This is a genomic window from Pseudoduganella buxea (assembly GCF_009720835.1).
Classification (GTDB): domain Bacteria; phylum Pseudomonadota; class Gammaproteobacteria; order Burkholderiales; family Burkholderiaceae_D; genus Rugamonas; species Rugamonas buxea.
Genome location: NZ_WNKZ01000007.1, coordinates 83,480 through 110,405 on the forward strand (window position 1 = coordinate 83,480; position 26,926 = coordinate 110,405).

Annotated in this window: 26 protein-coding genes; 21 read left to right on the forward strand and 5 right to left on the reverse strand. The window is 66.7% G+C overall.

Annotation, left to right across the window (positions count from 1 at the left end):
• Positions 1-52: 52 nt before the first annotated feature.
• Positions 53-985, reverse strand: a complete 933-nt coding sequence (paaX, locus tag GM672_RS04545; RefSeq protein ID WP_155469343.1) for a phenylacetic acid degradation operon negative regulatory protein PaaX — start codon at positions 983-985, stop codon at positions 53-55.
• 137 nt (positions 986-1,122) lie between these two features.
• Here paaX and paaA point away from each other — a divergent pair, with 137 nt between their 5' ends.
• Genes paaA through GM672_RS04615 form a run of 14 tightly spaced genes read left to right on the forward strand, consistent with a single transcriptional unit; the run spans position 1,123 to position 13,492 of the window.
• On the forward strand, positions 1,123-2,112 hold the full coding sequence (gene paaA, locus GM672_RS04550) for a 1,2-phenylacetyl-CoA epoxidase subunit PaaA (RefSeq protein WP_155469344.1): 990 nt from the start codon (positions 1,123-1,125) through the stop codon (positions 2,110-2,112).
• 10 nt (positions 2,113-2,122) lie between these two features.
• A complete protein-coding gene (gene paaB, locus GM672_RS04555) occupies positions 2,123-2,407 on the forward strand; it encodes a 1,2-phenylacetyl-CoA epoxidase subunit PaaB (protein ID WP_155467427.1) in 285 nt (94 codons plus the stop codon).
• Positions 2,408-2,421: 14 nt separating this feature from the next.
• A complete protein-coding gene (paaC, locus tag GM672_RS04560; protein ID WP_155469345.1) occupies positions 2,422-3,174 on the forward strand; it encodes a 1,2-phenylacetyl-CoA epoxidase subunit PaaC in 753 nt (250 codons plus the stop codon).
• A 1-nt stretch (position 3,175) separates the two neighbouring features.
• Positions 3,176-3,739, forward strand: a complete 564-nt coding sequence (gene paaD, locus GM672_RS04565) for a 1,2-phenylacetyl-CoA epoxidase subunit PaaD (protein WP_155469346.1) — start codon at positions 3,176-3,178, stop codon at positions 3,737-3,739.
• A gap of 4 nt (positions 3,740-3,743) precedes the next feature.
• On the forward strand, positions 3,744-4,826 hold the full coding sequence (gene paaE, locus GM672_RS04570) for a 1,2-phenylacetyl-CoA epoxidase subunit PaaE (protein WP_155469347.1): 1,083 nt from the start codon (positions 3,744-3,746) through the stop codon (positions 4,824-4,826).
• 55 nt (positions 4,827-4,881) lie between these two features.
• Positions 4,882-5,691 (forward strand): 2-(1,2-epoxy-1,2-dihydrophenyl)acetyl-CoA isomerase PaaG, encoded by an 810-nt coding sequence (paaG, locus tag GM672_RS04575; RefSeq protein WP_155469348.1) that lies wholly within the window; start codon positions 4,882-4,884, stop codon positions 5,689-5,691.
• Positions 5,691-7,259 carry a 3-hydroxyacyl-CoA dehydrogenase PaaH gene (gene paaH, locus GM672_RS04580; RefSeq protein WP_155469375.1) on the forward strand — a complete coding sequence of 523 codons (1,569 nt, stop codon included), beginning with the start codon at positions 5,691-5,693 and terminating at the stop codon, positions 7,257-7,259. Before paaG ends, paaH begins: the two co-directional genes overlap by 1 nt.
• Positions 7,252-7,722 (forward strand): hydroxyphenylacetyl-CoA thioesterase PaaI, encoded by a 471-nt coding sequence (paaI, locus tag GM672_RS04585; RefSeq protein WP_155469349.1) that lies wholly within the window; start codon positions 7,252-7,254, stop codon positions 7,720-7,722. The genes paaH and paaI overlap by 8 nt, the downstream gene beginning before the upstream one ends.
• Positions 7,723-7,756: 34 nt before the next feature.
• Positions 7,757-9,079, forward strand: a complete 1,323-nt coding sequence (gene paaK, locus GM672_RS04590; protein ID WP_155469350.1) for a phenylacetate--CoA ligase PaaK — start codon at positions 7,757-7,759, stop codon at positions 9,077-9,079.
• 31 nt (positions 9,080-9,110) lie between these two features.
• On the forward strand, positions 9,111-10,316 hold the full coding sequence (pcaF, locus tag GM672_RS04595) for a 3-oxoadipyl-CoA thiolase (RefSeq protein WP_155469351.1): 1,206 nt from the start codon (positions 9,111-9,113) through the stop codon (positions 10,314-10,316).
• A gap of 16 nt (positions 10,317-10,332) precedes the next feature.
• Positions 10,333-10,944, forward strand: a complete 612-nt coding sequence (locus tag GM672_RS04600) for a phenylacetic acid degradation protein PaaY (protein ID WP_155469352.1) — start codon at positions 10,333-10,335, stop codon at positions 10,942-10,944.
• A 9-nt stretch (positions 10,945-10,953) separates the two neighbouring features.
• Positions 10,954-12,999 carry a phenylacetic acid degradation bifunctional protein PaaZ gene (gene paaZ / locus GM672_RS04605; protein WP_155469353.1) on the forward strand — a complete coding sequence of 682 codons (2,046 nt, stop codon included), beginning with the start codon at positions 10,954-10,956 and terminating at the stop codon, positions 12,997-12,999.
• 57 nt (positions 13,000-13,056) lie between these two features.
• Complete coding sequence (locus GM672_RS04610; protein WP_155469354.1) at positions 13,057-13,278, forward strand: hypothetical protein; 222 nt, start codon at positions 13,057-13,059, stop codon at positions 13,276-13,278.
• Positions 13,259-13,492 (forward strand): hypothetical protein, encoded by a 234-nt coding sequence (locus tag GM672_RS04615; RefSeq protein ID WP_155469355.1) that lies wholly within the window; start codon positions 13,259-13,261, stop codon positions 13,490-13,492. The genes GM672_RS04610 and GM672_RS04615 overlap by 20 nt, the downstream gene beginning before the upstream one ends.
• Positions 13,493-13,505: 13 nt before the next feature.
• Here the strand turns inward: GM672_RS04615 and GM672_RS04620 are convergent, their stop codons facing one another.
• Positions 13,506-16,529: a sensor histidine kinase gene (locus tag GM672_RS04620; RefSeq protein WP_229417550.1), complete on the reverse strand. Its 3,024-nt coding sequence runs from the start codon at positions 16,527-16,529 to the stop codon at positions 13,506-13,508.
• Positions 16,530-16,673: 144 nt separating this feature from the next.
• Here GM672_RS04620 and GM672_RS04625 point away from each other — a divergent pair, with 144 nt between their 5' ends.
• The 6 genes from GM672_RS04625 to GM672_RS04650 all read left to right on the forward strand — a co-directional run bounded on the left by GM672_RS04625 (position 16,674) and on the right by GM672_RS04650 (position 20,130).
• On the forward strand, positions 16,674-17,042 hold the full coding sequence (locus GM672_RS04625) for a hypothetical protein (RefSeq protein WP_155469356.1): 369 nt from the start codon (positions 16,674-16,676) through the stop codon (positions 17,040-17,042).
• A gap of 22 nt (positions 17,043-17,064) precedes the next feature.
• Positions 17,065-17,511: a DUF2846 domain-containing protein gene (locus GM672_RS04630; RefSeq protein ID WP_155469357.1), complete on the forward strand. Its 447-nt coding sequence runs from the start codon at positions 17,065-17,067 to the stop codon at positions 17,509-17,511.
• A 103-nt stretch (positions 17,512-17,614) separates the two neighbouring features.
• Positions 17,615-18,268 (forward strand): MarR family winged helix-turn-helix transcriptional regulator, encoded by a 654-nt coding sequence (locus tag GM672_RS04635; RefSeq protein WP_155469358.1) that lies wholly within the window; start codon positions 17,615-17,617, stop codon positions 18,266-18,268.
• A gap of 91 nt (positions 18,269-18,359) precedes the next feature.
• Positions 18,360-18,911: a carboxymuconolactone decarboxylase family protein gene (locus tag GM672_RS04640; protein WP_155469359.1), complete on the forward strand. Its 552-nt coding sequence runs from the start codon at positions 18,360-18,362 to the stop codon at positions 18,909-18,911.
• Positions 18,908-19,441: a redoxin domain-containing protein gene (locus GM672_RS04645; RefSeq protein WP_155469360.1), complete on the forward strand. Its 534-nt coding sequence runs from the start codon at positions 18,908-18,910 to the stop codon at positions 19,439-19,441. Before GM672_RS04640 ends, GM672_RS04645 begins: the two co-directional genes overlap by 4 nt.
• A complete protein-coding gene (locus tag GM672_RS04650; RefSeq protein ID WP_155469361.1) occupies positions 19,438-20,130 on the forward strand; it encodes a glutamine amidotransferase in 693 nt (230 codons plus the stop codon). Before GM672_RS04645 ends, GM672_RS04650 begins: the two co-directional genes overlap by 4 nt.
• Here GM672_RS04650 and GM672_RS04655 read toward each other — a convergent pair.
• The 3 genes from GM672_RS04655 to GM672_RS04665 form a co-directional block, all read right to left on the reverse strand.
• Positions 20,127-21,365, reverse strand: a complete 1,239-nt coding sequence (locus GM672_RS04655) for a M24 family metallopeptidase (protein WP_155469362.1) — start codon at positions 21,363-21,365, stop codon at positions 20,127-20,129. The genes GM672_RS04650 and GM672_RS04655 overlap by 4 nt on opposite strands.
• Complete coding sequence (locus tag GM672_RS04660) at positions 21,349-22,863, reverse strand: hypothetical protein (RefSeq protein ID WP_155469363.1); 1,515 nt, start codon at positions 22,861-22,863, stop codon at positions 21,349-21,351. Before GM672_RS04660 ends, GM672_RS04655 begins: the two co-directional genes overlap by 17 nt.
• A gap of 92 nt (positions 22,864-22,955) precedes the next feature.
• Positions 22,956-25,499, reverse strand: a complete 2,544-nt coding sequence (locus tag GM672_RS04665; protein WP_155469364.1) for a M4 family metallopeptidase — start codon at positions 25,497-25,499, stop codon at positions 22,956-22,958.
• A 765-nt stretch (positions 25,500-26,264) separates the two neighbouring features.
• Here GM672_RS04665 and GM672_RS04670 point away from each other — a divergent pair.
• On the forward strand, positions 26,265-26,921 hold the full coding sequence (locus GM672_RS04670) for a hypothetical protein (RefSeq protein WP_155469365.1): 657 nt from the start codon (positions 26,265-26,267) through the stop codon (positions 26,919-26,921).
• The last annotated feature ends 5 nt before the right edge of the window (positions 26,922-26,926 follow it).

The following is a 26,926-nucleotide window of genomic DNA, read 5'->3' on the forward strand; positions in this document are numbered from 1 at the left end:
GTCCATGTCGGGGTCTGACCCCAAGGTGGACACAGACTCGGCAGTGGGTGGATCAGCCCAGCCCGCCAAACCGGTCATGGAAAGCTTCATGCGCCAGCGGTGCGGCCGGGTCTTCGCGCCGCAGGGCGGCAACGATATGCTCCTCGGCCGCCACATATGAAAGCTTGTACAGCTCGCGCGCCAGCTCGAAGGCGGCGGCGCCGGGCCAGGGGTCGGGCAGCAGCTCGACGGGCAGTTGCGGGTCGTGCAGCTGGACGCGGCGGTAGGCGTGAATCACCAGGGTGCGCACGATAAAGGCCTGTTCGGCCGGCAGCTGGTTCTGCTGCAATTGGCGCAGCAGCTCGCGCAAGGGCGCGAAGCGCTCGACGAAGCGCTCGTAGCCGCTCGCCACTTCCGATAAATCCCACCCCTCGGCCACCAGGTCGCCCAGCGGCTTGCCCTGCACGCCCGGCAGTTGCGCGGCCTGCACGACATACACTTTTCCCCGCAAGTCCAGGCGCCCCAGCAAATCGTCCAGCGCGGCCGCGTCGCCGGCCGGGTGTCCCGCGATACCGGGCGCGATCACGGCATAGCCCTCCCATACCAGCTCCTTGCGCAGCGCAGCCCGTTCCGTGGCCGTGAGGCCGTTCGCGCCCAGCAGGATGGTCCAGCTGCCGTCCCAGTGCACGCTGGGCGCCGCATACACGCGCCGGAACGCGCGCGTGAAGCGCTGCATCGCCTCAGGCGTGATGGCGTAATTGCTGCGCCGCCCGTCCCGCTGCGCGCCCAGCCAGCCTTCCTGCGCCAGCCGGAATACGGACGTGCGCAGCAGCCGGTCGTTGATGCCGAACGGCGCCGTCAGCTCGATCAGGCTGCCCAGCCACGCCAGCCCGCCGTGGGGCACGACGGCATCGCCGAAAATCGTCATCACCAGGGACTTGGAGCGGGGCGGGTCGAGCGTCAGGGACTGGTCGATCCAGTCGTTCAGGGTGGTGGGCGTGCGCATGGGCATATTGTAAGCGGGCCAATCGCCCGCTCAACAGGATACGGGAAAATAAAGTGACACAAAAAAACCGTAGTCAAAGCAGAATTCGTATCGTATTATGTTTCGAACGAGGAAGCGAACCCCGAGGAGACAGCATCATGTATGCACAAATGGTGGAAACCGGCCTGAAGAATGTCCGCACGGCGGCCGACATGGGCGACGATGAGCGCGCCTTCCAGGACCGCATCGACGCCGGCATCAAGATCGAGGCGAAGGACTGGATGCCCGAGGCGTACCGCAAGACCCTGATCCGCCAGATTTCCCAGCACGCGCACTCCGAGATCGTCGGCCAGCTGCCCGAGGGAAACTGGGTCACGCGCGCGCCGACCTTGAAGCGCAAGTCCATCCTGCTGGCCAAGATCCAGGACGAAGCGGGCCATGGCCTGTACCTGTACAGTGCCGCCGAAACCCTGGGCGTCTCGCGTGACGAGCTGCTGGCCGCCCTCCACTCGGGCAAGGCCAAGTACTCCAGCATCTTCAATTACCCGACCCTGTCGTGGGCCGACATGGGGGCCATCGGCTGGCTGGTGGATGGCTCGGCCATCATCAACCAGATTCCCCTGTGCCGCTGCTCGTACGGGCCGTATGCCCGCGCCATGATCCGTGTCTGCAAGGAGGAATCCTTCCATGCGCGCCAGGGCTACGACATCATGATGTCGCTGGCCAAGGGCACGCCGGAGCAGAAGGCGATGGCGCAGGATGCGCTGAACCGCTGGTGGTGGCCGTCGCTGATGATGTTCGGCCCGTCGGACGCGGAATCGGTCAACAGCGCCCAGTCGACGCAGTGGCGCATCAAGCTGTTCTCGAACGACGAGCTGCGCCAGCGCATGGTCGACCAGACCGTGCCCCAGGCCGAGTACCTGGGCCTGACGATTCCCGATCCGGACCTGAAGTTCAACGAGGCCACCGGCCACTACGAATTCGGCGAGATCGACTGGAGCGAATTCCACAATGTCCTGAAGGGCAACGGCCCGTGCAACCGCGAGCGCCTGCGCACGCGGGTCAAGGCCTGGGAAGACGGCCAGTGGTTCCGCGACGCGCTGGTCGCCCACGCGGACAAGCATGTGAAAACCAAGGCCGCGGCCTGAGGAGACAACGATGAGCAAGGAATGGCCCCTGTGGGAAGTATTCATCCGCAGCCAGCACGGCCTGGCCCACAAGCACGTGGGCAGCCTGCATGCGCCGGATGCGGAAATGGCGATCAATAACGCCCGCGACGTCTACACCCGTCGCAATGAAGGCGTGTCGATCTGGGTGGTGCGCGCGGCCGACATCGTCGCCAGCAGCCCGGCCGACAAGGGTGCCCTGTTCGAGCCGGCCAACAGCAAGGTCTATCGCCACCCCACCTTCTTCCCGATGCCGGAAGAAGTGAAGAACCTGTAGTCGAAGGAATGCGCATGGACGCCAAGACCAACTACCTGCTGCGCCTGGGCGACAACGCCCTGGTGCTGAGCCAGCGCCTGTCGGAGCTGTGCGGCAAGGGCCCCGCGCTGGAAGAAGACATGGCGCTGACGAACGTGGCGCTGGACCTGCTGGGCCAGGCGCGCATGTGGCTGACCTATGCGGGCGAGCTGGAAGGCCGGGGGCGCGACGAGGATGCTCTGGCCTACCGCCGCGATGCCCATGACTTCACCAACGTGCTGCTGGTGGAGCAGCCGAACGGGAACTATGCCGACACCCTGATGCGGCAGTTCTACTTCGATACCTGGCACTACTTCCTGATCGGCGCGCTGACCAAGTCCAGCGACGAGCGCATTGCCGGCATCGCGGAAAAGTCGCTGAAGGAGGTGACATATCACCTGCGCCGCAGCGGCGACCTGGTCGTCCGCCTGGGCGACGGCACCGACATCAGCCACCGCTACGCGCAGACGGCCGCCGATGAACTGTGGATGTACAGCGGTGAAGTGTTCAACTACGACGCCGTCGACGACGCGATGGTCGCAGCGGGCATCGCGCCGCCTGCCGCCCACCTGCGGCAGCAATGGCTGGACCACGTGGCCGACATCTTCGCCGAAGCGACGTTGACGATGCCGCCTGCCGACGCCTGGATGCAGAAAGGCGGCAAGCAGGGACGCCACAGCGAACACCTGGGCTACCTGCTGGCCGAGATGCAGTTCCTGCAGCGTGCCTACCCCGGCGCCGAGTGGTGACATGCAGGCCGCCGCGCAGCTGAGGGAAGAGCAGGTCTGGACCTGGCTGGCGGCCGTGCCGGACCCGGAGATTCCCGTGATCTCCGTGGTCGACCTGGGCATCGTGCGCGCCGTGCAGGTTACCGGCGACGATGCCGTCAGCGTGACGATCACGCCCACATATTCCGGCTGCCCCGCCATGCAGGTGATCGAGGATGCCGTGCGCGACGCGCTGCACCAGCGAGGCATTGGTCACGTCGATATCGTCACCCGGCTGTCGCCCGCATGGACGACGGACTGGATGAGCGAGGAGGGCAAGGTCAAGCTGAAGGACTACGGCATCGCTCCACCGTCGCAGCAGGCCAGCGACTTGCAGGTCATCGACACCAGTGGGCTGAAAAGCGGGCTGAAGAGCGGCCTGGCCGGCGCCGTGTCGCGCCGCGCCGTGCCGCCGCCCGTCGTCGCCTGCCCCCACTGCGGTTCGACCCACACGCAACTGACCAGCCAATTCGGCTCAACGCCGTGCAAGGCCCTGTACAAGTGCCTGGACTGCCGCGAGCCTTTCGATTACTTCAAGTGCCACTGACACCATGAGCAAATTCCACCCGCTGCCCGTTTCGAAAGTGCAAAGGGAAACGCGCGACTGCATCGCCGTCACGTTCGACGTGCCGCCCGAGTTGCGCGACAGCTTCCAGTACCAGCAGGGCCAGCACCTGACCTTGCGTGCCCTCGTCAACGACGAAGACCTGCGCCGCTCCTACTCGATCTGCTCGGCCGTGCAGGACGGCACGCTGCGCGTGGCCATCAAGCGCACCCAGGGCGGCGCCTTCTCCACGTGGGCGAACGAGACGCTGCAGCCAGGCGCCGTCATCGAAGTGATGCCGCCCATGGGCCACTTCAACGTGCCGCTGGACGCCGCCAGCCGCAGGAACTACCTGGCCTTCGCCGCCGGCAGCGGCATCACGCCGATCCTGTCGATCGTCAAGACCACCTTGCTGGCCGAGCCGCACAGCCGCTTCACGCTGTTCTACGGGAACCGCGCTTCCTCGTCCGTCATCTTCAAGAACGAATTGATGGAGCTGAAGGATATTTATATGGAGCGGCTCAACATCGTCTACGTGATGAGCCGCGAGCAGCAGGACATCGAACTCTTCAACGGCCGCATCACGAAGGAAAAGACGCGGCAATTCCTGCAGCACTGGATCGATATCGCCGACTACGACACGGCCTTCATCTGCGGCCCGGAAGACATGATGCACGGCGTCTCCGAAGCGCTGCAGGAAGGGGGCATGCCGAAGGCGGCCATCAAGGTCGAGCTGTTCGCCGCGTCGATCCCGAAGCACCAGCACAAGCCACGCGCCCAGCTGGACCTCGATGCGGCGCACCAGCTGACGGAAGTGACGGTGATCCAGGACGGCAATGCCGCCACCTTCACGATGGAGAAGGACAAGGAATCGATCCTGGACGCGGGCCTGCGCGCCGGCCTGGAAATGCGCTACTCGTGCAAGGGTGGCGTGTGCTCGACGTGCCGCTGCAAGGTCGTCGAGGGCAAGGTAGACATGGACGTCAACTACGCGCTGGAAGACTACGAGATCGCGCGCGGCTTCGTGCTCAGTTGCCAGAGCTTCCCGGCCACCGACAAGGTGATCGTCGATTTCGACCAGGCCGAGTAATCGATTACTGAGCAAATACGCAGCAAAGCACGGCGCAAATACGGAGGAGACAACGATGACCGAACAAAAAACCTACGACAACATCCTGTTCACCATCAAGGAAGGCATCGCCCAGCTGACCTTGAACCGGCCCGATAAGCTGAACAGCTTCACGCAGGCGATGCACCTGGAAGTGCGCGACGCCTTCGAGCGGCTGCGCGCGGACCAATCCGTGCGCGTGCTGCTGCTGACGGGGGCCGGCCGCGGCTTCTGTGCCGGCCAGGATCTGTCGGACCGCGCCGTCGAACCGGGCAGCGGTGCCAAGCGCCCCGACCTGGGCGACTCCGTCGAGCGCTTCTATGCACCGCTGGTCATGGCCATCAAGGATTTGCCGATGCCCGTCATCTGCGCCGTCAACGGCGTGGCCGCCGGCGCCGGCGCCAACCTGGCGCTGGCCTGCGACATCGTGCTTGCGGCCAAATCGGCCTCGTTCATCGAAGCCTTCTGCAAGCTGGGCCTGATCCCCGACACGGGCGGCACCTGGCACCTGCCCCGCCTGATCGGCCATGCCCGCGCCATGGGCCTGGCCCTGCTGGGCGAAAAGCTGACGGCCGACCGCGCCGAGCAGTGGGGCCTGATCTGGAAGGCGCTGCCGGACGAGACGCTGATGACGGAAGCGCTGGCGATGGCCGAGCACTTCGCCTGCGCGCCCACCAAGGGCCTGGCGTTCACCAAGCGGGCGATCCAGCTCAGCTACGCCAACAGCCTGCCCGAGCAGCTCAAGCTGGAAGGGGAGATGATGCGCGAGCTGGGTTACAGCCACGACTACCGCGAAGGCGTGGACGCCTTCATCAACAAACGCACACCGCACTTCAAGGGGGAATGATGGCCGCGCTCCAGCCAGGCAGTATCGTCGCCGTCATCGGCAGCGGCGCAATGGGTTCCGGCATCGCCCAGGTGGCGGCCGCCGCCGGTCATACCGTCAAGCTGTACGACACGCGTCCGGATGCGGTGGCGATCGCGCTGGCCGGCATCGGCAATATCTACAGCAAGCTGGCCGACAAGGGCAAGATGACGGGCGCCGAAGCGGCGGCGGCGCGTGCCCGCGTGCATTCCGTGGCCAGCCTGGCAGACGTTGCCGATGCGGCGCTGGTAGTGGAAGCCGTCGTCGAGGACCTCGACGTCAAGCGCGGCCTGTTCGCCGAGCTGGAAGGCATCGTCGCCCACGATGCGATCCTGGCCACCAACACGTCGTCGATTTCCGTCACGGCCATCGGCGCCAAGCTGCACCGCCCGGAACGGCTGGTTGGCATGCACTTCTTCAATCCCGTGCCGCTGATGCAGCTGGTGGAAGTGATCAGCGGCGTGGCCACCGAAGCGGCCGTCGCGCAGACCGTCTACGACACGGCGGCGAGCTGGGGCAAGAGCCCCGTGCACGCCAAGTCGACCCCCGGCTTCATCGTCAATCGCGTGGCGCGCCCGTTCTACGCCGAAGCGTGGCGCCTGCTGCAGGAACAGGCCGCCGATGCGCCCACCATCGACGTCGTGCTGCGCGAGGCGGGCGGTTTCCGCATGGGCCCCTTCGAGCTGATGGACCTGATCGGCCATGACGTCAATTATTCCGTCACGCGCTCCGTGTTCGATGCGTACTACGGCGATCCGCGCTTCACGCCGTCCGTGCTGCAGCAGGAACTGGTCAATGCCGGCTACCTGGGCCGCAAGACGGGCCGGGGCCTGTACCCATACGGAACCGACCACACGCCGCAGCCGGTGGCTACCGAGGCGGCCCAGCCACGGCCGGATTACGTCGGCCACAGCCTGGAAGCGGGCGCTGACGGCCGGCTGACGGCTGCCATGCTGGCCCGCTTCAAGGCCCAGGGTATCGACGTCCACACCCGTAATTCCACCGAAGGCCACCAGCACCGCGAGGCGCCGGCCTTCCATTGCAACGGCGCGGCCATCTACCTGACGGACGGGCGCACCGCCACGGCGCGCGCGCGCGACAACAGCCACGCCGATACCGTGCTGTTCGACCTGGTGCTGGACGCGGCCGGTGCGACCCGCATCGCCGTGGCCTGCGCCGACCAGTGCAGCCCGGCCGCCTTCCACGCCGCCGTCGGCCTGTTCCAGTCGGCCGGCTTCGCCGTCACGCGGCTCGATGACGTGCCCGGCCTAGCCGTGATGCGCACCGTCGCGATGCTGGCCAACGAGGCGGCCGATGCCGTCCACCAGGGTGTGTGCAGCGCCATTGCCGCCGACACGGCCATGCAGAAGGGCGTCAATTATCCGCGCGGGCCGCTGGCATGGGCCGATGCCGTCGGTGTCGACCATGTCGTCACGGTGCTGGAAAACCTGGCCGCCAGCTATGGCGAAGACCGTTACCGCGTGTCGCCGCTGCTGCGCCGCCGCCAGGCGGCGGGCACCGCCATCCACGCAGGAGTGCTGCATGCCTGATACGCGCACAAACACGGGCACAAACGCGGCGGTGGACGCGCAGGCGCTGGCCGAAGCGGCCGGCGCGGCCATGTTCGAACGCGACCCCGCCAGCCGGGGCCTGGGCATGAGCCTGGACGACATCCGCCCCGGCTACGCCCGCATGTCGATGGCGATCCGCCCGGACATGCTCAATGGCCACGGCAGCTGCCACGGCGGCTTCATCTTCACCCTGGCCGACAGCGCCTTTGCCTTCGCCTGCAACAGCCATAACCTCGTCACCGTGGGCGCCGCTTGCACCATCGACTACCTGGCGCCGGGCCGGCCAGGGGACGTACTGACGGCCGAAGCCATCGAGCGCACGCTGGCCGGCCGCACCGGCATCTACGACGTGGACGTGCGCAACGAGGAAGGCCGCGTCATCGCTACGTTCCGGGGCAAATCGCACCGCATCGGTGGCGATGTGGTACCCGCCCACGCCTAGGTTTCACCAAGTTTCATTCACAGGGGAGACACCCATGGTCCAACGCATTCCCGCTTCGGCGGACCTGGAACCGATCGAGCGTGCCAGCCGCGACGAACTGCAGGCCTTGCAGCTGCAGCGCCTGAAGCAGTCGCTGCGCCATGCCTACGACAACGTGGCGCACTATCGCGCCGCCTTCGATGCCAAGGGCGTCCATCCGGAAGACCTGAAAACCCTGGCGGACCTGTCGAAGTTCCCGTTCTCGGACAAGAAGACCCTGCGCGACAACTACCCCTTCGGCCTGTTCGCCGTGCCGCGCGAGAAGGTGGTGCGCATCCACGCTTCCAGCGGTACCACGGGCAAGGCCACGGTGGTGGGCTACACGCAGAACGATATCGACATGTGGGCCGACATGGTGGCCCGCTCGATCCGCGCCGCTGGCGGCCGGGCCGGCGACATGGTGCACGTCTCCTATGGCTATGGCCTGTTCACGGGCGGCCTGGGTGCGCACTACGGCGCCGAACGGCTGGGCTGCACGGTGGTGCCCATGTCGGGCGGGCAGACGGAAAAGCAGGTCCAGCTGATCCAGGACTTCAAGCCCGCCATCATCATGGTCACGCCGTCGTACATGCTCAACATCATCGAGGAATTCCAGCGCCAGGGCCTGGATCCGGCTGCGTCGTCGCTGCAGGTCGGCATTTTCGGTGCGGAGCCGTGGACGGACGCCATGCGCCGCGAAATCGAGGTGCGGGCCGGCATCGATGCCGTCGATATCTACGGCCTGTCCGAAGTGATCGGCCCGGGCGTGGCCAGCGAATGCATCGAGAGCAAGGACGGCCCCGTCATCTGGGAAGACCATTTTTATCCGGAGATTATCGACCCCGAAACGGGCGAGGTGCTGCCGGACGGTTCGGAGGGCGAACTGGTCTTCACGTCGCTGACGAAGGAAGCCATGCCCGTGATCCGCTACCGCACCAGGGACCTGACCCGCCTGTTGCCGCCGACCTCGCGGACGATGCGCCGCATGGGCAAGATCACGGGCCGCTCGGACGATATGCTGATCATCCGGGGCGTCAACGTGTTCCCCACCCAGATCGAGGAACTGATCCTGAAGATGCCGAAGCTGGCACCGCAGTACCAGCTGGTCGTCACGCGCGACGGTCACCTCGACAAGCTCGACGTCGTGGCCGAGCTGCGCCCCGAAGCGACGGTTTCGCTGACCGTCGGCGAGGTGGAGAGCCTGGCGCGCGAGCTGGAACACCATATCAAGACCCATGTCGGCGTCACCACCCGCGTGCGGCTGCTGGCCGCCGACAGCATCGAACGCACCGCCACGGGCAAGGCCCGGCGCGTGCTGGACCAACGCCCACGCGGCTGAGAAATCAGCTTTGAAGACAACCGAGGAAACCATGAACGAAGCCTTTATCTGCGATGCCATCCGTACCCCGTTCGGCCGTTATGGCGGCGCACTGGCCTCCGTGCGCGCCGATGATCTGGCCGCGCTGCCGATCGCCGCGCTGATCGAGCGCAACCCAGGCGTGGACTGGTCGCAGGTGGACGATGTGCTGTACGGCTGCGCCAACCAGGCCGGCGAGGACAACCGCAATGTCGGCCGCATGGCCGCACTGCTGGCCGGTTTGCCGCCTTCCGTGCCGGCCAATACCATCAACCGCCTGTGCGGCTCCAGCCTGGACACCATCGGCACGGCCGCCCGCGCCATCAAGGCGGGAGAAGCCCACCTGATGATCGCTGGCGGCGTCGAAAGCATGACGCGCGCGCCCTTCGTCATGGCCAAGGCCGACACGGCGTTCTCGCGCGCGGCCAAGATCGAGGACACCACCATCGGCTGGCGCTTCGTCAATCCGCTGATGAAGGCGAAATACGGCATCGACAGCATGCCGGAAACGGCGGAGAACGTGGCCGAGCAGTTCAACGTGAACCGGGCCGACCAGGATGCCTTCGCGCTGCGCAGCCAGCAGCGCTGGGCCGCCGCCCACGCGGCCGGCGTGTTCCAGGCCGAGATCGTGCCGGTGACGATCCCGTCGAAAAAGGGCGAGCCGAAGGTGTTCGACACGGACGAGCATCCCCGCCCCGACACGGGCATCGAGCAGCTGGCGAAGCTGAAGGGCGTCGTCAAGCCGGACGGTACCGTCACGGCCGGCAATGCCTCCGGCGTCAACGACGGCGCCTGCGCCGTGCTGCTGGCCTCCAGCAAGGCCGTCGAGCAGTATGGCCTGAAGCCCCGCGCCAAGGTGCTTGGCATGGCAACGGCGGGCCTGGAACCGCGCATCATGGGCTTCGGCCCGGCGCCGGCGTCGAAGAAGCTGCTGGCCCAGCTGGGCCTGACCATCGAACAGATGGATGTGATCGAACTGAACGAAGCCTTCGCGGCCCAGGGCCTGGCCGTCACGCGCGACCTGGGCTTGCCGGACGACGCGCCGCACGTCAATCCGAACGGCGGGGCAATCGCCATCGGCCACCCGCTGGGTGCCTCCGGCGCGCGCCTCGTCACGGCCGCCGTCAACCAGCTCGAGCGCACCGGTGGGCGCTATGCGCTGTGCACGATGTGCATCGGCGTGGGCCAGGGCATCGCCCTCGTCATCGAGCGCGTCTGAACGAAAGGCGCCGGATATGGTCAAGGTCTATGAGATCAACGGCGTGCGCCCGGTGGTGCACCCGAGCGCGTATGTGCACCCGACGGCGGTACTGATCGGCGACGTCATCGTCGGCCCCCGTTGCTATGTGGGGCCGCTGGCGTCGCTGCGGGGCGACTTCGGCCGCCTGATCCTGGAAGAGGGCGTCAATGTGCAGGATACCTGCGTGATGCACGGCTTCCCGGGCGCCGATACGGTGGTGGAGGTGGACGGTCATATCGGCCACGGCGCCGTGCTGCACGGCTGCCGCATCGGGCGCAACGCGCTGGTGGGCATGAACGCCGTCGTCATGGATAACGCCGTCGTCGGCGCCGAAAGCATCGTCGCCGCCATGTGCTTCGTCAAGGCGAACATGGCGATCCCGCCGCGCAGCATGGTCGTCGGCACGCCGGCGCGCATCGTGCGCGAAGTGACCGATGAGGAACTGGCGTGGAAGAACGTCGGCACGGGCCAGTACCATGAACTGGCCGTGCGCTCGCGCGAAACCATGCGCGAGGTCGAGGCAGCCACTGAGGTGGAGCCGGACCGCCAGCGCATGCAGTGGGAAAGTTCGCTGCCGCTGCATGAGCATAAGAAGAGCAAACCCTAGGAGACAACGATGGCAACGACACTGCAAAGCTTTATCGCCGGCCGCTGGCACGGCAAGGAAGCGCACACGCCGCTGCACGGCGCGCTGGACAACCAGCTGATCTATCACACCCACGCCGAGGCGATCGACTTTGCCGAGGCGCTGGACTATGGCCGCAGGACGGGCATTCCCGCGCTGATGAAGCTGGACTTCCAGGGCCGCGCGGCCGCACTGAAGGCGCTGGCGCTGTACCTGATGGAACGCAAGGAAGAACTGTACCGCATCAGCCACCTGACGGGCGCCACCCGTGCGGACAGCTGGGTCGACGTCGAAGGCGGCATCGGCACCTTGTTCGCCTACGCCAGCATGGGCAGCCGCGAGCTGCCGTCGTCGAACGTGCTGCATGAAGGCCCGGCGCTGGCGCTTGGCAAGCGGGGCGGATTCGCCGGCACCCATATCCTGGTGCCGAAAGGCGGCGTGGCGGTGCACATCAATGCCTTCAACTTCCCCATCTGGGGCCTGCTGGAAAAGTTCGCACCGTCCTTCCTGGCGGCGATGCCGTGCATCGGCAAGCCCGCCACGGCGACCAGCTACCTGACCGAGGCGCTGGTGCGCATGGTGCACGAGTCGGGCCTGCTGCCGGACGGCGCGCTGCAACTGGTCATCGGCAGCACGGGCGACCTGCTCGACCGCCTGGGCGGCTTCGACGCCGTTACCTTCACCGGTTCGGCCGACACGGCGGCCAAGCTGCGCGGCAACCGCAACCTGATCGCCAATTCGGTCGCCTTCACGGCCGAAGCGGATTCGCTGAACTGCGCCATCCTGGCGCCGGACGTGACGCCCGACGATCCCGAGTTCGACCTCTTCGTCAAGGAAGTGGCGCGCGAAATGACGGGCAAGGCCGGCCAGAAGTGCACGGCTATTCGCCGCATCATCGTGCCGCGCACCCAGGCGGACGCGGTGGCCGAGCGCCTGCGCGAGCGCCTGGCGAAAATCACGGTGGGCGACCCGTCCATCGACGGCGTGCGCATGGGCGCGCTGGCCTCGAAAGACCAGCAGCGTGACGTGGCGGCCCAGGTCGAACGCCTGCTGGCAGGGAACGAGCTGCTGTTCGGCCATCCGGAAGAACTGAAGCTGGTCGGCGACGGCGTGCACGAAGGCGCCTTCTTCTCGCCCACGCTCGTCATGTGCCGCAACGCGATGGAAAACGACGCCGTGCACGATGTCGAGGCCTTTGGCCCCGTCAGCACCTTGATGACCTACGACGGCATCGACGAAGCATTGGCCCTGGCCGCACGCGGCAAGGGCAGCCTCGTGTCGACCCTGGTGACGAAGGACCCGGCCACGGCGGCGTATGCGGTGCCGATGGCGGCGGCCCAGCACGGGCGCGTGCTGGTGCTCGACCGCGAGGCCGCCGTCGATTCGACCGGCCACGGTTCGCCCCTGCCGCAGCTGAAACACGGTGGCCCGGGCCGCGCCGGTGGCGGCGAGGAGCTGGGCGGCATCCGCGCCGTCAAGCACTTCCTGCAGCGCGCCGCCGTGCAAGGCTCGCCCACGATGCTGACGGCCATCACCGGCGAGTACGTGCGCGGTGGCGCCGTGCGCGAGAACGACGTGCATCCCTTCCGCAAGCATTTCGAGGACCTGGTGGTGGGCGACTCGCTGCTGACGCACCGCCGCACCGTCAGCGAGGCCGACATCGTCAATTTCGGCGGCGTCTCGGGCGACTACTTCTACATGCACTTCGACGAGATCGCGGCCAAGGACACGCAGTTCGGCAAGCGCATCGCGCACGGCTACTTCGTGCTGTCCGCCGCCGCCGGCCTGTTCGTCTCGCCCGCACCGGGCCCCGTGCTGGCCAACTACGGCCTGGACAACCTGCGCTTCATCACGCCGGTGGCCATCGGCGACACCATCCGTGCCCGCCTGACCTGCAAGCGCAAGGTCGACCGCAACCGCAAGGACGACAAGGGCGTCGGCCAGGGCGTCGTCGCCTGGGATGTGCAGGTGACGAACCAGCACGACGAGCTGGTGGCCAGCTATGACATCTTGACGCTGGTCTCGAAGAAGGCTTGATGCCGTTGCCCGACTGCGGTCGGTATGCCATCATGGTTTATTGCGCTTCGGGAGACCATGATGGCCATGCTGTTCCGCAAGGCGGAAATGGGGCGTAACCCTTTCGCCAGCCGGCGTAACGTGACCCTCATGGGTGTCGTTGCCGCTGGCTTTACGCTGTTCGTCTACACGTTGTTCTTGGACTGTCCCATGCTTGCATCTGCGCTCGCCGGCGGATTGCTGGGTTCCCTGCCTTCCGTTCTGATGGTGCTGCCAGTGCATGGCGCGCGTTCCCCATGAATGCCGTGCGGGTTTCGCATATCGTATTGCGGAGCTGGGTTTCATCGACAAGGGCGTTGGCCCGAACGGACACCTGTTCGAATACCAGGGGCCAAGCTGGGCGCGCTGGGATTCGAACTGCATCGTCATGCGCGAGCGAGCCGATGGCGATATCGATGCCACCATCCCGCTGTACGTTCATTGGCGGATCCATCGTTTAGCCGCAGTGGCTTGAGCGTGCTTGAACTTCACGCAGCCCGCCGCCACCAGCGCGACAGCAACCCACCGCGCCCGCCCCCCTCGACGGCATACGCCAGTGCCCCCGCCAGCGTCACTTCGATCCTCGTTCCCTGATCGAGCTGGCTGGCCAGGTGCATGTCCGCACCGATGCACGCCGCCCGTTCGCTCATTCCCACCAGGCCCCAGTGGCCCGGTCGCTGGCGTGCCTGCGCCACGGCCTCGGCCAGGCCGCGGCCGTCGTCGCCGACCCGCAAGGTGAACGCGCGCTTGCCGTACTCCAGTTCCAGCACGATGTTTTTCGCCTGCGCGTAGCGGGACGCGTTGAACAGTGCCTCGCGCGCGATCGCATAGATTTCCTCGTGCACGCGGGGCTGCAGGGGCCGCACGTGGCCGGTCACGCGGGCCTCGAAGCGGTGCGGCCGGTGCTCGGCCAGACCCTTGCCGAATTCCTTCAGTGCCAGGCCCAGTTCCTCGGGCGAGGCGGCCGCGCGCAGGTCGAGGATCTGGTCGCGCCCCTCGATCAGCAGCTGGTCGGCCAGGTTCAGGGTCTGGTCCAGGCGTGCCCGTTCGCGCGTGCCGGGCGGCAGCAGGTCGACGTGTGCATGGAACGACATGATCAGCCCCTGCACGCTTTGCAGCAGCGTGTCGTGCAGGGCGCGCGCAATGCGGGAGCGCTCGGCCAGCCGTTCGGCCAGCCGAGCTTTCATGCTGCGCTTGATGACGCGGATGCGCAGCACGTACGCGGCGCTCAGCAGCAGTGCCGCAAGTACCCCCAGCAGAAGCTTGAACCACGGCGTCTGCACGAAGGTGGGGGCGATGTGCAACGCCAGGGAAGCGCCCTGCCGGTTCCACACGCCGTCTTCGTTGGCGGCACTGACCCGGAAGCGGTAGCTGCCCGGCGCCAGGTTGGTGTAATGGGCCGCGCGCCGCCCACTCGGCTCCTGCCAGTCCGGATCGACGCCTTCGAGCCGGTAGCGGAAGCGCACCCGGTCAGGCATCGACAGGCTCAGTGCCGTGAAGGCGATCTCCAGGCTGTCCGTGCCTTGCGGCAGCTGCAGCACGGCGCCTTCACTGGCGGGATAGTCGCGGCCATGCACCTTGACGCCCCGGATCGCCACCGGCGGCGGCAGCGGGTTGCGGCGGATATCGGCCGGGTCGAGGCGGGCGACCGAGCTGACGGTGCTGGCCCACAGCTGCCCGTCCGGCCCGTGCAGCAGCGAGGGCAGGGGCCGGAATTGGGGCGCGCGACCCTGCAGGCCGTCGCGGGCGTCGAAACGTTCGTAGTCGACGGCGTGCGCCGGGTCGGCCAGCCACGCTTGAATCTCGGCCGTGGGGATGTGGAAGATGCCGTCGGCGCCGTGCAGCCACAGGGCGCCTCCGGGCAGGCGCACGATGCCGGACACGCCGCGGAAGGTTTCGCCGCCGCGGCCGTGCAGGGTGGCGAAGCGTCCGTCCCGATACAGGGCGGTGCCGCTTTCGCCGCCGGCCCACATCGTGTCGCCGTCCGGCCCCAGGTGCAGCACGGTGCCCAGGCGCAGGCCCTGGCGTTCGTCGAACCGCCGCACGGTGCCATCCACGTCCACCAGACTGACCTGATTGCGGGCGTGGCCCAGCCACACGGCGCCCTTCGAGTCCAGCGCCATTGACGTCGCCAGCACGTGCGGGAAGCCGGACAGGCCGCCGTCGCGCAGCCAGCGGCCCTGCGCCAGCTTGAACAGGCCGCCGCCGGAGAACGATACCCACAGGGCGCCGGCCCGGTCCTGCACGATGGCCTGCGGATCGAGGCCGGCCACGCCATCCGGCGGCGCGATGGTCGTGACGGTACCGTCGGCTGCTCGCCGCGTCAGGCCCCGGTCGTTGCCGGTCCACAGCGTGCCGTCGGCCGCGCGGTGGCTGGCCGACAGCCTGCCGCGCTGGACGACGGCACCGGCCCGGCCGGCCGCGTAGCTGCGCACGTCGTCGGCATAGCTGCCTACCCACACGTCCTGGTCCGGCCCCGGGACGATGGCCGGGTTTTCCAGCTGGTGCGGCACCTGCAGGGTCTCGATGCGGTTGCGCCGCAGGCGATCCAGGCCTGCGGCCGTGCCGATCCAGATATTGTTTTCGCGGTCCTGGAAGAAGGTCTGGGGCATCGGGCCGGACAGGCCCTGCTGGCGCGTCAGCCGCTGCTCCGGGTGCGCTGCGCCATCGGGCTGCCGGCGTTCCAGGCCATCGTTCTGCATCAGCCACTGGTTGCCCTGCCGGTCGAAGTGCATGCCGGTGCCCTGCAGGATGGGCCGTTGCGGATCGGCGGCCGTAGGCGCGGTGGTGCGCAGCCGGTAGTAGTCGTTCTTGCCGTCGGCGCCCCAGATAGTGCCGTCCGGGCCTTCGGCGAGGGCCATCAGTTCGCTGCGCGGCCACGCCTGCGTGTAGCGAGTATCGCCAGGGCGGCGGAAGAAGGCGCCGCCGTTGGAGCCGATCCACTGGGTGCCGTCACGTGCGAACAGGATCTGGTAGATGCGGCGTTCGGGCAGGCCGGCGTTGCCGGCAAGGCGCTGGAACCGCCGGGCGCCGGGCGCCAGGTAAGCCAGGCCATCGCGCGCGGCCACCCACACGGTGCCGTCGCGCGCCACTTCGATATGGAAGACGGCGCCGGCCGGCAGGCCCTCGCTTTCCATATAGGTGCGGGCGCCATCCTTGCGGAACACCGTGATGCCGCCCAGCTGATAGCCCACCCACAGGGCGCCATCGGACGTTGCCGCCAGCCCCAGCACGTTGGTGGAATGCAGGCGGTGACCGTGAACGGTGTCGGTGCGTTCGAACTGGAAGCCGTCATAGCGATACAGGCCCGTCGGCGTGGCCAGCCACAGCCAGCCGTCGGGGCCCTGGGCGAACTTGCGCACGTCGGCCGGGGCCGATTGCAGCGTGCCCCAGGCGTCGTGGGTGTAGTCGGACAGAAGCGGGGCGGCCGGCATCGCCGCGCAGTGCAGGTGGAAGGCCAGCAGCAAGCCGGCGAGGCAGCGGACACGGGGCGCGAAGATCAAGGCGGCCAAACGGAAGTTGCAGAACATCTACTATAGCGCAGCGGCGACAGCCGCATCCGGCAGTGCTCATGGCGCATCGAATGTTTCTTCTAACCCGCGCTCATGTGACAATTCGAGAGTTTTCTTTTTGGAAAATAATGTAGCATTACCGCCATGAAGAATTCCTACTTTCGCTGCGTGGTGGCTGCGCTGGCAGTCATGCTGACCGGCTGTGCCGTGCAGCATGTGCCGGCCACGCTGGCTGCCATTTCCCCGGCGTCAGCTGTCCTGTCGACCGCGGGAGTGATCACGCTCGATACGGGTTACACAAGGGTCCTTAATTCCGGCAGTCGCTGGCTGGCCGTCGGCACCGTGGCACAGGGAACCGTCCATAAGCCGGTGGGCGACGTGTTCACGCTGGAAGGTTCGCATATCCATGAGGCCTGGCTGGTGCTCGACCAGGGGCGCCTGGTGGGGTTCTATCTGCCGGCCGAACGGAGCTTTTCGCCGCTGGCGACACCCATTCCGCTTTCATTCAACTAATAACATCACTCCAGGGGAAACCATGAAAAAGATACTGCAACTGGGCGCCATCGCCCTCGCCACCGCGCTGACCGGCTGCGCCGCCACAGGTCCGAAATTCACGGAACAGCAAGCGACGACGCCGAAGCTGGCCGCGGACCAGGGCCGCGTCTACTTCTACCGCGTTAACAGCTTCGTCGGCGCCGCCGTGCGTCCTGACATCAAGCTCGACGGCGCAGCGGTGGGCGAGTCCACGCCGGGCGGCTATTTCTATGTCGATACGGCAGCGGGCAGCCATGAAGCGCAAACCAGCACGGAAGTGTCGAACAAGCTGACCTTCGTTCTCGACAAGGGCGAAACCAAGTACGTCCGCACGTCGGTGTCGATGGGCCTGATGGCCGGTCACGTCAAGCCGGAACTGGTGGGCCAGGAAGAAGCGCTGAAGGAACTGCCGGAACTGAGCTACACGGGCAAGGCTGCCGCGAAATAAGCCGGAAGGCGCTTGCCGCTGCGGCTACTACGCCGCAGCGTGCTGTTAGCGATATTTAATTAGGACTCCTTGACAAATCATCCGGGCATGGTATTCTGCATCCATGGACATTCAACCAGAAACCCCCTGGGACGGCACGCCGGATATCTCGGCCCGCATCGTCACCGCCATCGCCCGCATCGGCACGGTGCTGCGCGCGGGGATGTGGGAGGTGTCGACGGCCGAAGGCCTCAATCCGGCCCAGGCGGAAATCCTGCAACTGCTGCAGCATCGCACGCGCGGCGTGCGCCTGACGTGGCTGGCCAGGCAGTTGTCGATTTCGGCGGCCAGCACCAGCGATTCCGTCGCCGCGCTTGTGTCGAAGGGGCTGGTGCGCAAGGCCCGGGCGGACGACGACGGCCGCGCCACGGCCCTGCACCTGACGCCGGCGGGCGAGGGCGTGGCCGCGCGCCTGGGGCATGCGCTGTCGTTTGCCGACACGGCCGCGGGCGCGCTGCCGCAGGCCCAGCAGGTGCAATTGCTCACAGGCCTGTTCAAGCTGATCGCCCAGCTGCAGAAGACGGAACGTTTTCCGGAATTGCGGGCCTGCCTGTCGTGCCGCCATTTCGAGCCGAACAAGTATCCCGGCCAGCCGGTGCCGCACCACTGCGGCCTGGTCGACGCGCCGCTGCCGATCTCGTTCCTGCGCATCGACTGCGCCGAGCACGAGCCGACGGACCCCGCCAGCCAGCGGCGCAACTGGGAGAGCTTTGCCTGAGTTTTTTTTTGCGCCATATAGTTAGGAGTCCTATTTTAAAAGGGTGAATCGGCCGCACCCCTTCCACGGCCCGCTTCCGAAGGAGTACATCATGTCCCGCATCGAACTCGTCAACACCACCAATCTCACCGGCGCCCAGGGCGAAGCCGGCCAGTTGCTGGAGCAGATCCATGGCGCCTTCGGCGTCGTGCCGAACATGTTCCGCGCCGTGGCCAATTCGCCGGCCGCCTTGCGCAGCATGTGGAGCGCCTTCGGCGCGCTGGGCCAGGGCACCTTGGAGGCGCTGCTGGGCGAACAGATCGCCGTCGCCATCGCCGACCGCAATGCCTGCGAATACTGCCTGGCCGCCCACACGGCCCTGGGCCGCAAGGCCGGTGCCAGCGCGCAGGAGATGGCGGCGGCCCAGGCCGGGCAGTCGGACGACCCGAAGACGGCGGCGGCATTGACGTTCGCGCTGGCCGTGGTGGAGACCCGCGCCCAGATCGGCGACGCCGATGTCGCCGCCGTGCGTGCGGCCGGCTATACCGATGGCGAGATCGTCGAAATCATGGCGCACGTGGCCCTGAACCTGTTCACCAACTACGTGAACGTGGCTTTCCAGGTGCCGGTCGACTTTCCTGGCGTGAAGCTGCGCGCGCGATGATCGCCCCGACCTCGCAATCCGCCCCGGAATTCGAGGTCACGGCCTGGCTCAATGCGCCAGGCCCCGTGACCCTGGCATCGCTGCGCGGCCGGTTCGTTGCCGTGTATGCCTTCCAGATGCTGTGTCCCGGCTGCGTCGCGCACGCGCTGCCGCAGGCCAAGGCGCTGGCCCAGCATTTCGGGCCCGGCGAGCTGGCCGTGCTGGGCCTGCACACGGTGTTCGAACACCACGCGGCGATGAACGAACAAGCGCTGGCCGCTTTCCTGCACGAGTACCGGATCGGTTTTCCCGTCGGCGTCGACCGGCCGGGCGACCCGGGACCGGTACCGTCCACGATGGCGCGCTACGGCCTGCGCGGCACGCCGACCCTGCTGTTGTTCGACCGCGCCGGCGTACTGCGCCACAGCCTGTTCGGCCACCTGCCGGACCTGCAGGTGGGCGCGCTGATCGGTCGTCTGCTGGCCGAGGCGCCGGCGGCGGACATGTGTGACGATGGCGGCTGCCGCCTGCCGCAAAGGAGCGCTGCATGAACTGCCTGGCTGTGTATCACATCGCTTTCGAGGACCTGGGGACATTCGCGGCGCCGCTGCGCGAACGCGGCTACGCCATCGCGTACCGGCACGCCGGCGCGGCACCCCCGACGATGGAGGAGTGGCTGCGAGCGGACCTGGTGGTGGTCCTGGGCGGACCGCTCGGCGTGGGCGACATCGCGGCGTATCCGTGGCTGCACGGAGAACTGGCCGGCCTGGGCGAACGGCTGGCGCGGGGCCTGCCGACCCTGGGCATCTGCCTCGGCGCCCAACTGATGGCCGTGGCGCTGGGCGGGCACGTAACCCCGCGACCGCAGGGCAAGGAGATCGGCTGGGGCGAGCTGGCGCTGGCGGCGCCAGGCACCGTTCTCGACCCCCTGCGCGGCACGCCGGTGCTGCACTGGCATGGCGACAATATCGTCCTGCCATCCGGCGCACAAGCGCTGGCGGCAACGGCCGGCACGCCCTGCCAGGCCTTCGCGATGGGCACGCACGCGCTGGCGCTGCAATGCCACGTGGAGTTCGACGGCGCCGCGCAGGAGGCATGGCTGGCTGGCCACGCCATCGAGCTGGCGCACGCGGGCGCCGACCTGGCGACGCTGCGTGCCGGCACCGCGCGGCATGCCGTTGACCTGGCGGCGGCGGGAGCGGCCGTGCTGGAGCGTTGGCTGGACGGCCTGGCGGCTTAGGCCAGCCCGAACGGATCGTCGATCGACCGGGCCGGCTGGGTGAACCAGGCCGGCCCGTTTTCCGTCATGTAGAAGTGGTCTTCATGGCGGATGCCGAATTCGCCCGGCACGCAGATCATCGGCTCGTTCGAGAAGCACATGCCGACGTCCAGCGGCGTCGTGTCGCCGCCCACCAGGTAGGGCCACTCGTGGATGTCCAGCCCGATGCCGTGGCCGGTGCGGTGGGGCAGGCCGGGCAGCTTGTAGCCGGGGCCGAAGCCGTCCGCTTCCAGCGCGCGGCGGGCGGCGGCGTCGACGTCCTGGCAGGGTACGCCCAGCCGGGCCGCGGCAAACGCCGCCGCCTGCGCCGCCTTTTCGCTGTTCCACACGGCCCGCTGCCGGTCGCTCGGTTCGCCGTACACGTAGGTGCGGGTGATGTCGGAAATGTAGTTGTGCAGCTTGCAGCCCGTGTCGATCAGCACCGTGTCGCCCGGCTTCAGGCTCTGCACGTAGCTGACGCCATGCGGGAAGGCGGTGGCCGCGCCGAACAGCACGATGCAGAAGTACGAGCCGCTGGCACCGACCTTGCGGTGCGCGCGGGCGATGAATTCTTCCACTTCCACCGTCGTGATGCCTTCATGGAGGATGCTGGCCGTGGCCACGTGCACGGCCAGGGTCATGTCCATGGCGCGCTGCATCAGCGCGATCTCGGCGGCCGACTTGCGCGTGCGGCAGTGGGCCGTCACGCTGCGGGCATTCTCCAGCGCGTAGCCGGCGGCCAGCGGGCGGATGCCGTCGTAGATGAAGAAGGCGGCGCTCTCGCAGATGCCGATGCGGGGCGGCTTGCCCGTATCGGCGGCGATGCCCATGCGTGCCAGCACGGCGACGAACAGGGCGTACGGGCTTTCATGCTCTTCCCAGCAGTTCACGTGGCCCTTGACCAGCATGAAGTCGACCAGGGTGTCGTGCTCGAAGGCCGGCGCGATATATTCCAGTGCGCCCGTGGCGGGCAGGATGGCGCCCACCATGCGTTCGCTGGCATACCATTTCGTGCCGGTGAAATACAGCAGGTTCGAGCCGGCGTTCAGGTAGACCACCGCGATGCCTTCGGCGCGCATGAAGGCCTGGGCCCTGGCGATGCGGGCCTCGTGCTCCTCTCGCCCGATGGGCACCGCGCCTGCTGTCATATCCGACAGGGTTGCCAGTGCTTCGTCGAAGGTCTTGCCGCCGATGCCGTTCCTAGGTGTGCTGCTCATGCCGTGCTCCATGATGGTCTGTGTGGTCGAAAAATGCCTGCAATTGCACGGCGCCCGCGTCGCCGGCCTTCACCGTCAGCTTCGCGCCGCCCTTGAAACGCAAGGCGATATGGTAATGGGGGCCACCCCGGTCGCCGTATTCATCGTGGACTTCGTCGGCGATGGACTCGACGTCGGCGGCCTGCCACAGGTACAGGTAGTCCTCGTACGTGATGCCGCAGCGGCCGTTGTCGTCGCGCCAGGCCGTCAGGTTGCTGCGGTACAGGGGCTCGGGCACGGGCAGGATGCAGCCTGGCGCGAAACCGTACACGCTGCCGATGCCGGAACTGCGGATCGCAAACGAATGGCGCGGCGCGAAATCGGTCCGGTAGCGTGGATCGGCCCGCAGCATGCGCCGGTAGTGGCCCGGCGCGAAGGCGAGCGAGCCGAAACCGGCCGAGCGGTCGTAGCTGAGCTCCAGTTCCAGGGCTGGGCCGCGCAATTGCAGGAAGGTGCTCCAGCCGGCGTGGAACTCGACGCTCCAGCCGCCGGCCAGGGTCTTCGCCCAGCGTTTCACTTCATCCTTCATCCTCGCCGGGTGCGCTTCGCCATTGACGGTGGAGAAGCGGAAGAAGAACCGGCGTGGCGGCAGGTGGGCTTGATGGTGTTCTTGCCGCGAGGCTTCCAGCCGGGGGATCGAAAGCCCGTTCAGGTCCACCGGGCCGGGCAGGTTTGCTGCGGCCAGCGCAGCAGCTGTCGCGTCGTCGAGCGGTCCGAGACCGAGGTCGCCCAAGGTGGACAGCACGGTCAGCCACCGTTCGTCGTCGGCATCGAGGAAGTCGCGCAAGGTATCCGGTGCCAGCAGCCCCCGCGTGATGAGCTGGCGGTAGAACGGGTGTGACGGATCTTCCGGCATGGACACGGTGACGTCGCCCTTTTCCCAGCCGAGGATGGCCTGCAGCACCGGCAGATGATTCGTGTCGACGGCCTGCTTGGAAAAATGAATGACGCTCAAAGCTTCCCAGTCGACGCTGCCGGACTCGCCGTGGCGGGTGAACTCGATGCGCCCGGCCGTCACGCGCCCGACCGGGTCGCCCCGGAACATGACGGGCGAGCGGAAGGCCGTGATGGCGCGGGGTTTGGCGTCCAGGGTCCAGCGAGGCTTGACGCCGACGGGCGGGATGACGATCTTCTTCCAGGCCGACGCGGCGAAGCTGCGTTCTACCAGATCGACCAATACTTCGCGCCGCACCCAGCCCGCCTGCGGCAAATCCGGCTCGTCGCACAGGGGCGGCACCCATTTGACTTCCCACGCATACAGCTTGCGACCAATGGCATCGGGCTGCGGCGGCGTGAAGCGCGCGTGGCGGCCCCAGTCGCAGTCGCCGATGGCCAGGCTGACCAGCGGAAAACGGGTGCGGCTGTCGGTGAAACGGTGCTGGAAGGCGTTGCAGGTCGAATAGGAGAGCGGCGCGGACCCTGGCGGGGCTTGCCTGAAGATGCGGAGGAATTCGAACATGCCTGGCCGTTGACGATCTTGCGAGATTGACGAACAGGCATGATAGCAGGCAGGCGCCGGGGCGGCACCTGCCTGCGCTGCTACTTAGTCGCTTACTGGGTCAGCAGGCTGACCTTGTCGACCACGAACGAGGTCTGCGCAGCCGAGTCTTCCGTCATGGCGAACGACAGCGTCACGGTCTGGCCCTTGTACGGCAGCAGGTTGAAGGTACGCACCTGGTAGCCGGCGGCCGCGTTGACGTTGGTGTACGTCGCCAGGGTGCCCAGTACCGCGCCGGTGCTGTTCTTCACCGTGACCACCAGCCTGTCGTACACCGTGCTGCCCGTTTCCGCCGTGTCGATATGCAGCGCGAAGCTCAAGTTGGCCGCCGTCGCGGTGGACGGGATCGTGACGGCTTGCGTCAGCGTCTCGGTCGCCGTGGTGCCGTTGCCGCCCAGGTAGGCGTAGCGGGTGCCTTCGTAGGCCGTCTGGCCCGTGAAGGTGCCGATGGCGCCGGTGGTGCCGGCCCAGCCGGTGGTGCTCGACTCGAAGCCGCCGTTGGTCACGCGCTCGGTGGTGGTGCCGCCGCCGGTGCTGCTGACGGTCAGGGTGGCGTTACCGGAGGTGACGGTGACGGGGGTGGACGACGAATCCGTTACAGTGGCCTTGTAGACGGCGCCGTTGTCGGTCGACTGCGCGGTGAACGAATACGTGGCCGCGGTGGCACCGCTGATCAGCGCATTGTTCTTGTACCACCTGTAGCTGTAAGGTGCGGTGCCGCCGCTGGCCGCCACGGTGAAGCGTGCCGTGCCGCCCGGAGCCACGGTCAGGCTGGCCGGCTGCGTCGTGATCGACACACCCGTGCCGCCGGCCGTTTCAGGCACGTCGGTACCGACGTTGATGGCGGCGTAGGCACGCTTGACGGCCGTGGCTTCCTTGCTGCCCACGCCATACAGTTCTTCCGCTGCCTGCAGCACCTTGTTGCGCGCGTCGGCATAGTTGGTCGACGAGGTGAACTTGGTGGTATTGGCCTTGAACCAGATACGGAAGGCCTTGTCGCTGCCGATACCCGTCATGTTCTTCGGGTTCTGCGTCAGGTACTGGCTGTAGTAGTCGCTGGTGCTGGTGGCGTTCGAACCGTTGGCCAGGAAGTAGAACATGCGGTTGTTCGGGCCCGAGCTGTAGTGCACGTCGATGTTCTTGATCGTGCTGCTCCAGGCGTTCGGGCTGGAGCCGTCCTTGCTCGGCTTGTACATGTAGCGCAGTGGCGTGCCGGTCTTGCTGATTTCGGCGCCCATCACCCAGTCGTTGCCCGATGCCGGGATCACGGTGCCGGTACCGCCGGCACGTGCGTAGGCTTCCGTCATCTCGCCCTGGATGTCCGAGTTCGATTCGTTCAGGCCGCCCGATTCGCCGGCATAGACCAGGTTCGACGTGGCGTCCGTGACACCGTGACCCATCTCGTGGCCGATGACGTCGATCGAACCCAGGTTCTTGAAGCTGTTGCCGTCGCCGATGAACATGCATTTGCAGTTCGGATCGAAGAAGGCGTTGTCGTACTGGTTGTCGACGTGGACGGCGATGTAGGTTGCCGTGTTGTTGCCGTCCAGGCTGCGCCAGCCGATCACGTTCTTCATCGTGTCGTAGGTGTTCATCAGGCCCCACAGCGCGTTCACGGCCGCGGTCTGGCCATTGGCGTTGGTGGTGCTGCCGCCGTTGATGTACTGCTGGCCGTCGCCCCACACGTTGGTGGTGTTGGTGTAGATCGAGCCGGGCTGCGGATTGCTTTCGGGGCTGTGGTTGGCGTTCGTGATGGCCGCGCCGCCGAACTTGCCGCCGGTACCGCGCGTCGCGTCCAGCATCTGGTAGGTGCTGCCTGACAGCGTGGTGTTGATCGGCACGGTGCCGTTGTACTGGCTCTTGCCTTGGCCGACGACGGTCTGCAGCGCGTTCCATTCCTGCAGCACGGCACCCGTCTTGGCGCTGACGATGGTGTCGCGGTACACCAGTTTCTTGCCGGTGGCCATGCGCGTCTTGACCAGGTAGGCCAGTTCGTAACGGTCGACCACTTCTTCCAGGTCCAGCGCGTTCAGCGCCGCTTCCGCCTTCTTCTCGGCGCCCGCCACGCGCACCGTTTTCATCACAGGGTAGATCAGCAGTTCGGCTTCCGGCTTCCAGCGGTGCACGCCGACCGGCGCGACGCGCTTGACGACGCTGTTGATGGCTTCGTCGGCGGAGACCGTCGCCGTCACATCCGGCAGGCCCTGGCCACCGGCCACGGCAGCACGCGAGCTGTCCAGGCCACGGCGGCGGTCCGACGCGGACTCGCTGATCACTTCACCGTCGTCATCGCTGACCACGACCGATTCGGAGCCGAACACGCGCAGGCCACGGTAGGTGTGCTGGGCGCGCGTGATGCGCGTACCAGCCTCGCCCGGGTGCTGCAGCGTGATCTTGTAGCCATGTTCGTCATCCAGGCCTGCCGCGGCCCGGCGTGCGGCGAGACGGTTTTCGATATTGGCTTTGGCGGTGGCGTTCATGGGCTGGACCGGGGCGGCCATCAGGCTCTCTGGGAGGACGCCACGGGTCTGGGCGTTCGCATGCAGAGCAGGGAGTGCCGCGATAGCGGCCGCAATGATGCTCAAACGAAGGTTCATCTCATCTCCAAATAGTGCGGGTGTGGGGGAAGGCGGGCCGCCGGATGGGGCGGGTGTCGGCACACTATTCCTCCCCTTGTCGGGCTGTCAAAAAACTTGAGAAATGAGTCGCGTGGCCGAATTTTGTTAAGAATGAGACAGGTTCGACTTTCGGTAAGCGCAGTATTGCTCGCGTGAACATTATGTTTATTGTGTAGGTCGACGGATTGCCGCACGGCATTTAAGCACAAAAAACATTTTCGTGATGCATGCAACAAAACGCGCGTGCGGCAGTTGCCATGAATGAATCTGGCACCGTACACTACAGTGGCACCGAACGGCCACGTATGCCCGACGGGCTTATATAAGACAGCGCAGCTGGGTAAGGGGTAGTGAGTACCGGATGAGCCGCGGAAGTTCCCGCCAGTGGAACCAGTCAGGCTCGCAGGGTGCTCCAGGAACGTGTCGGAACCAGCATCGCCGCCGACGACCGGAAACGGACCTCGCGAGCGTCAGCAGTTTCGCCTTCCTTTCGCGCTGAGGCAAACTTCAGGGACGCAATCATGAAACACGAATCTGGCCTTCTCATTAGTACGCACATCCCCCTTTACCGGCCGGGCGCCGTCGCGCCACCCACATAGGCAGCAACCTTTCCGCGTCCACGCCGGCTCGATGCACGGGCGTCGCCGCGTCTCTTGAAAATTCAGACATGCCATTCTCCGCTGCCCGCGGCGGAGTGGCGTATTTCCTGTTCATTCAGAAAGGATGCCCTTGCGGGCAATTGCCATGCTGTCCATTGCTACCAAAGTAGAACGCATCGTCATGGACTCGCCCTTCCTCAGCGAAGGATTGCGGCGCGGTTTGATCAACCTGTCGGAACTGGCGCGCCAGTTGCAGCCGCAGCTGGAAAGCGATTTGTGGAAGCCGGTCGGCCAGGCGGCCGTCGTGATGGCCCTGCGCCGCGTGTCCGAGCGCCTGCCGGACCATGCCGCCAGCGATATCGTGCTGGCCCAGAAAACCGGGCAACTGACGGCCCGCACCGACCTGGTCGAACTGACCTACCGCCAGTCCGAATGCACCGACGAGTGCCACCGCCAGCTGCTGGCGCAGGCCGGCCGGCGCCGCGACCTGTTCCTGACCGTGACGCGTGGCGTCAATGAAGTGATGGTGATCTGCAGCCGCCTGTTGATTCCCCTCGTCGAGGAAGTCTTCGCCGGCGAGCGCCAGCTGGCGCGGCTGGAAAACCTGAACGCCGTCACCTTGCAGCTGACAGCCGAATCGCACCGCACCCCGGGCATCTACCACGCCATCCTGAAGAAGCTGGCATGGGACAAGATCAACCTGGTCAACCTGATCTCGACGCATTCGGAGCTCACGCTCATCATCGACAAGGACCAGACCGGGGCCGCGTTTGCCGTGCTGTCGAAGCTGGTGACGCACTAGCCGCC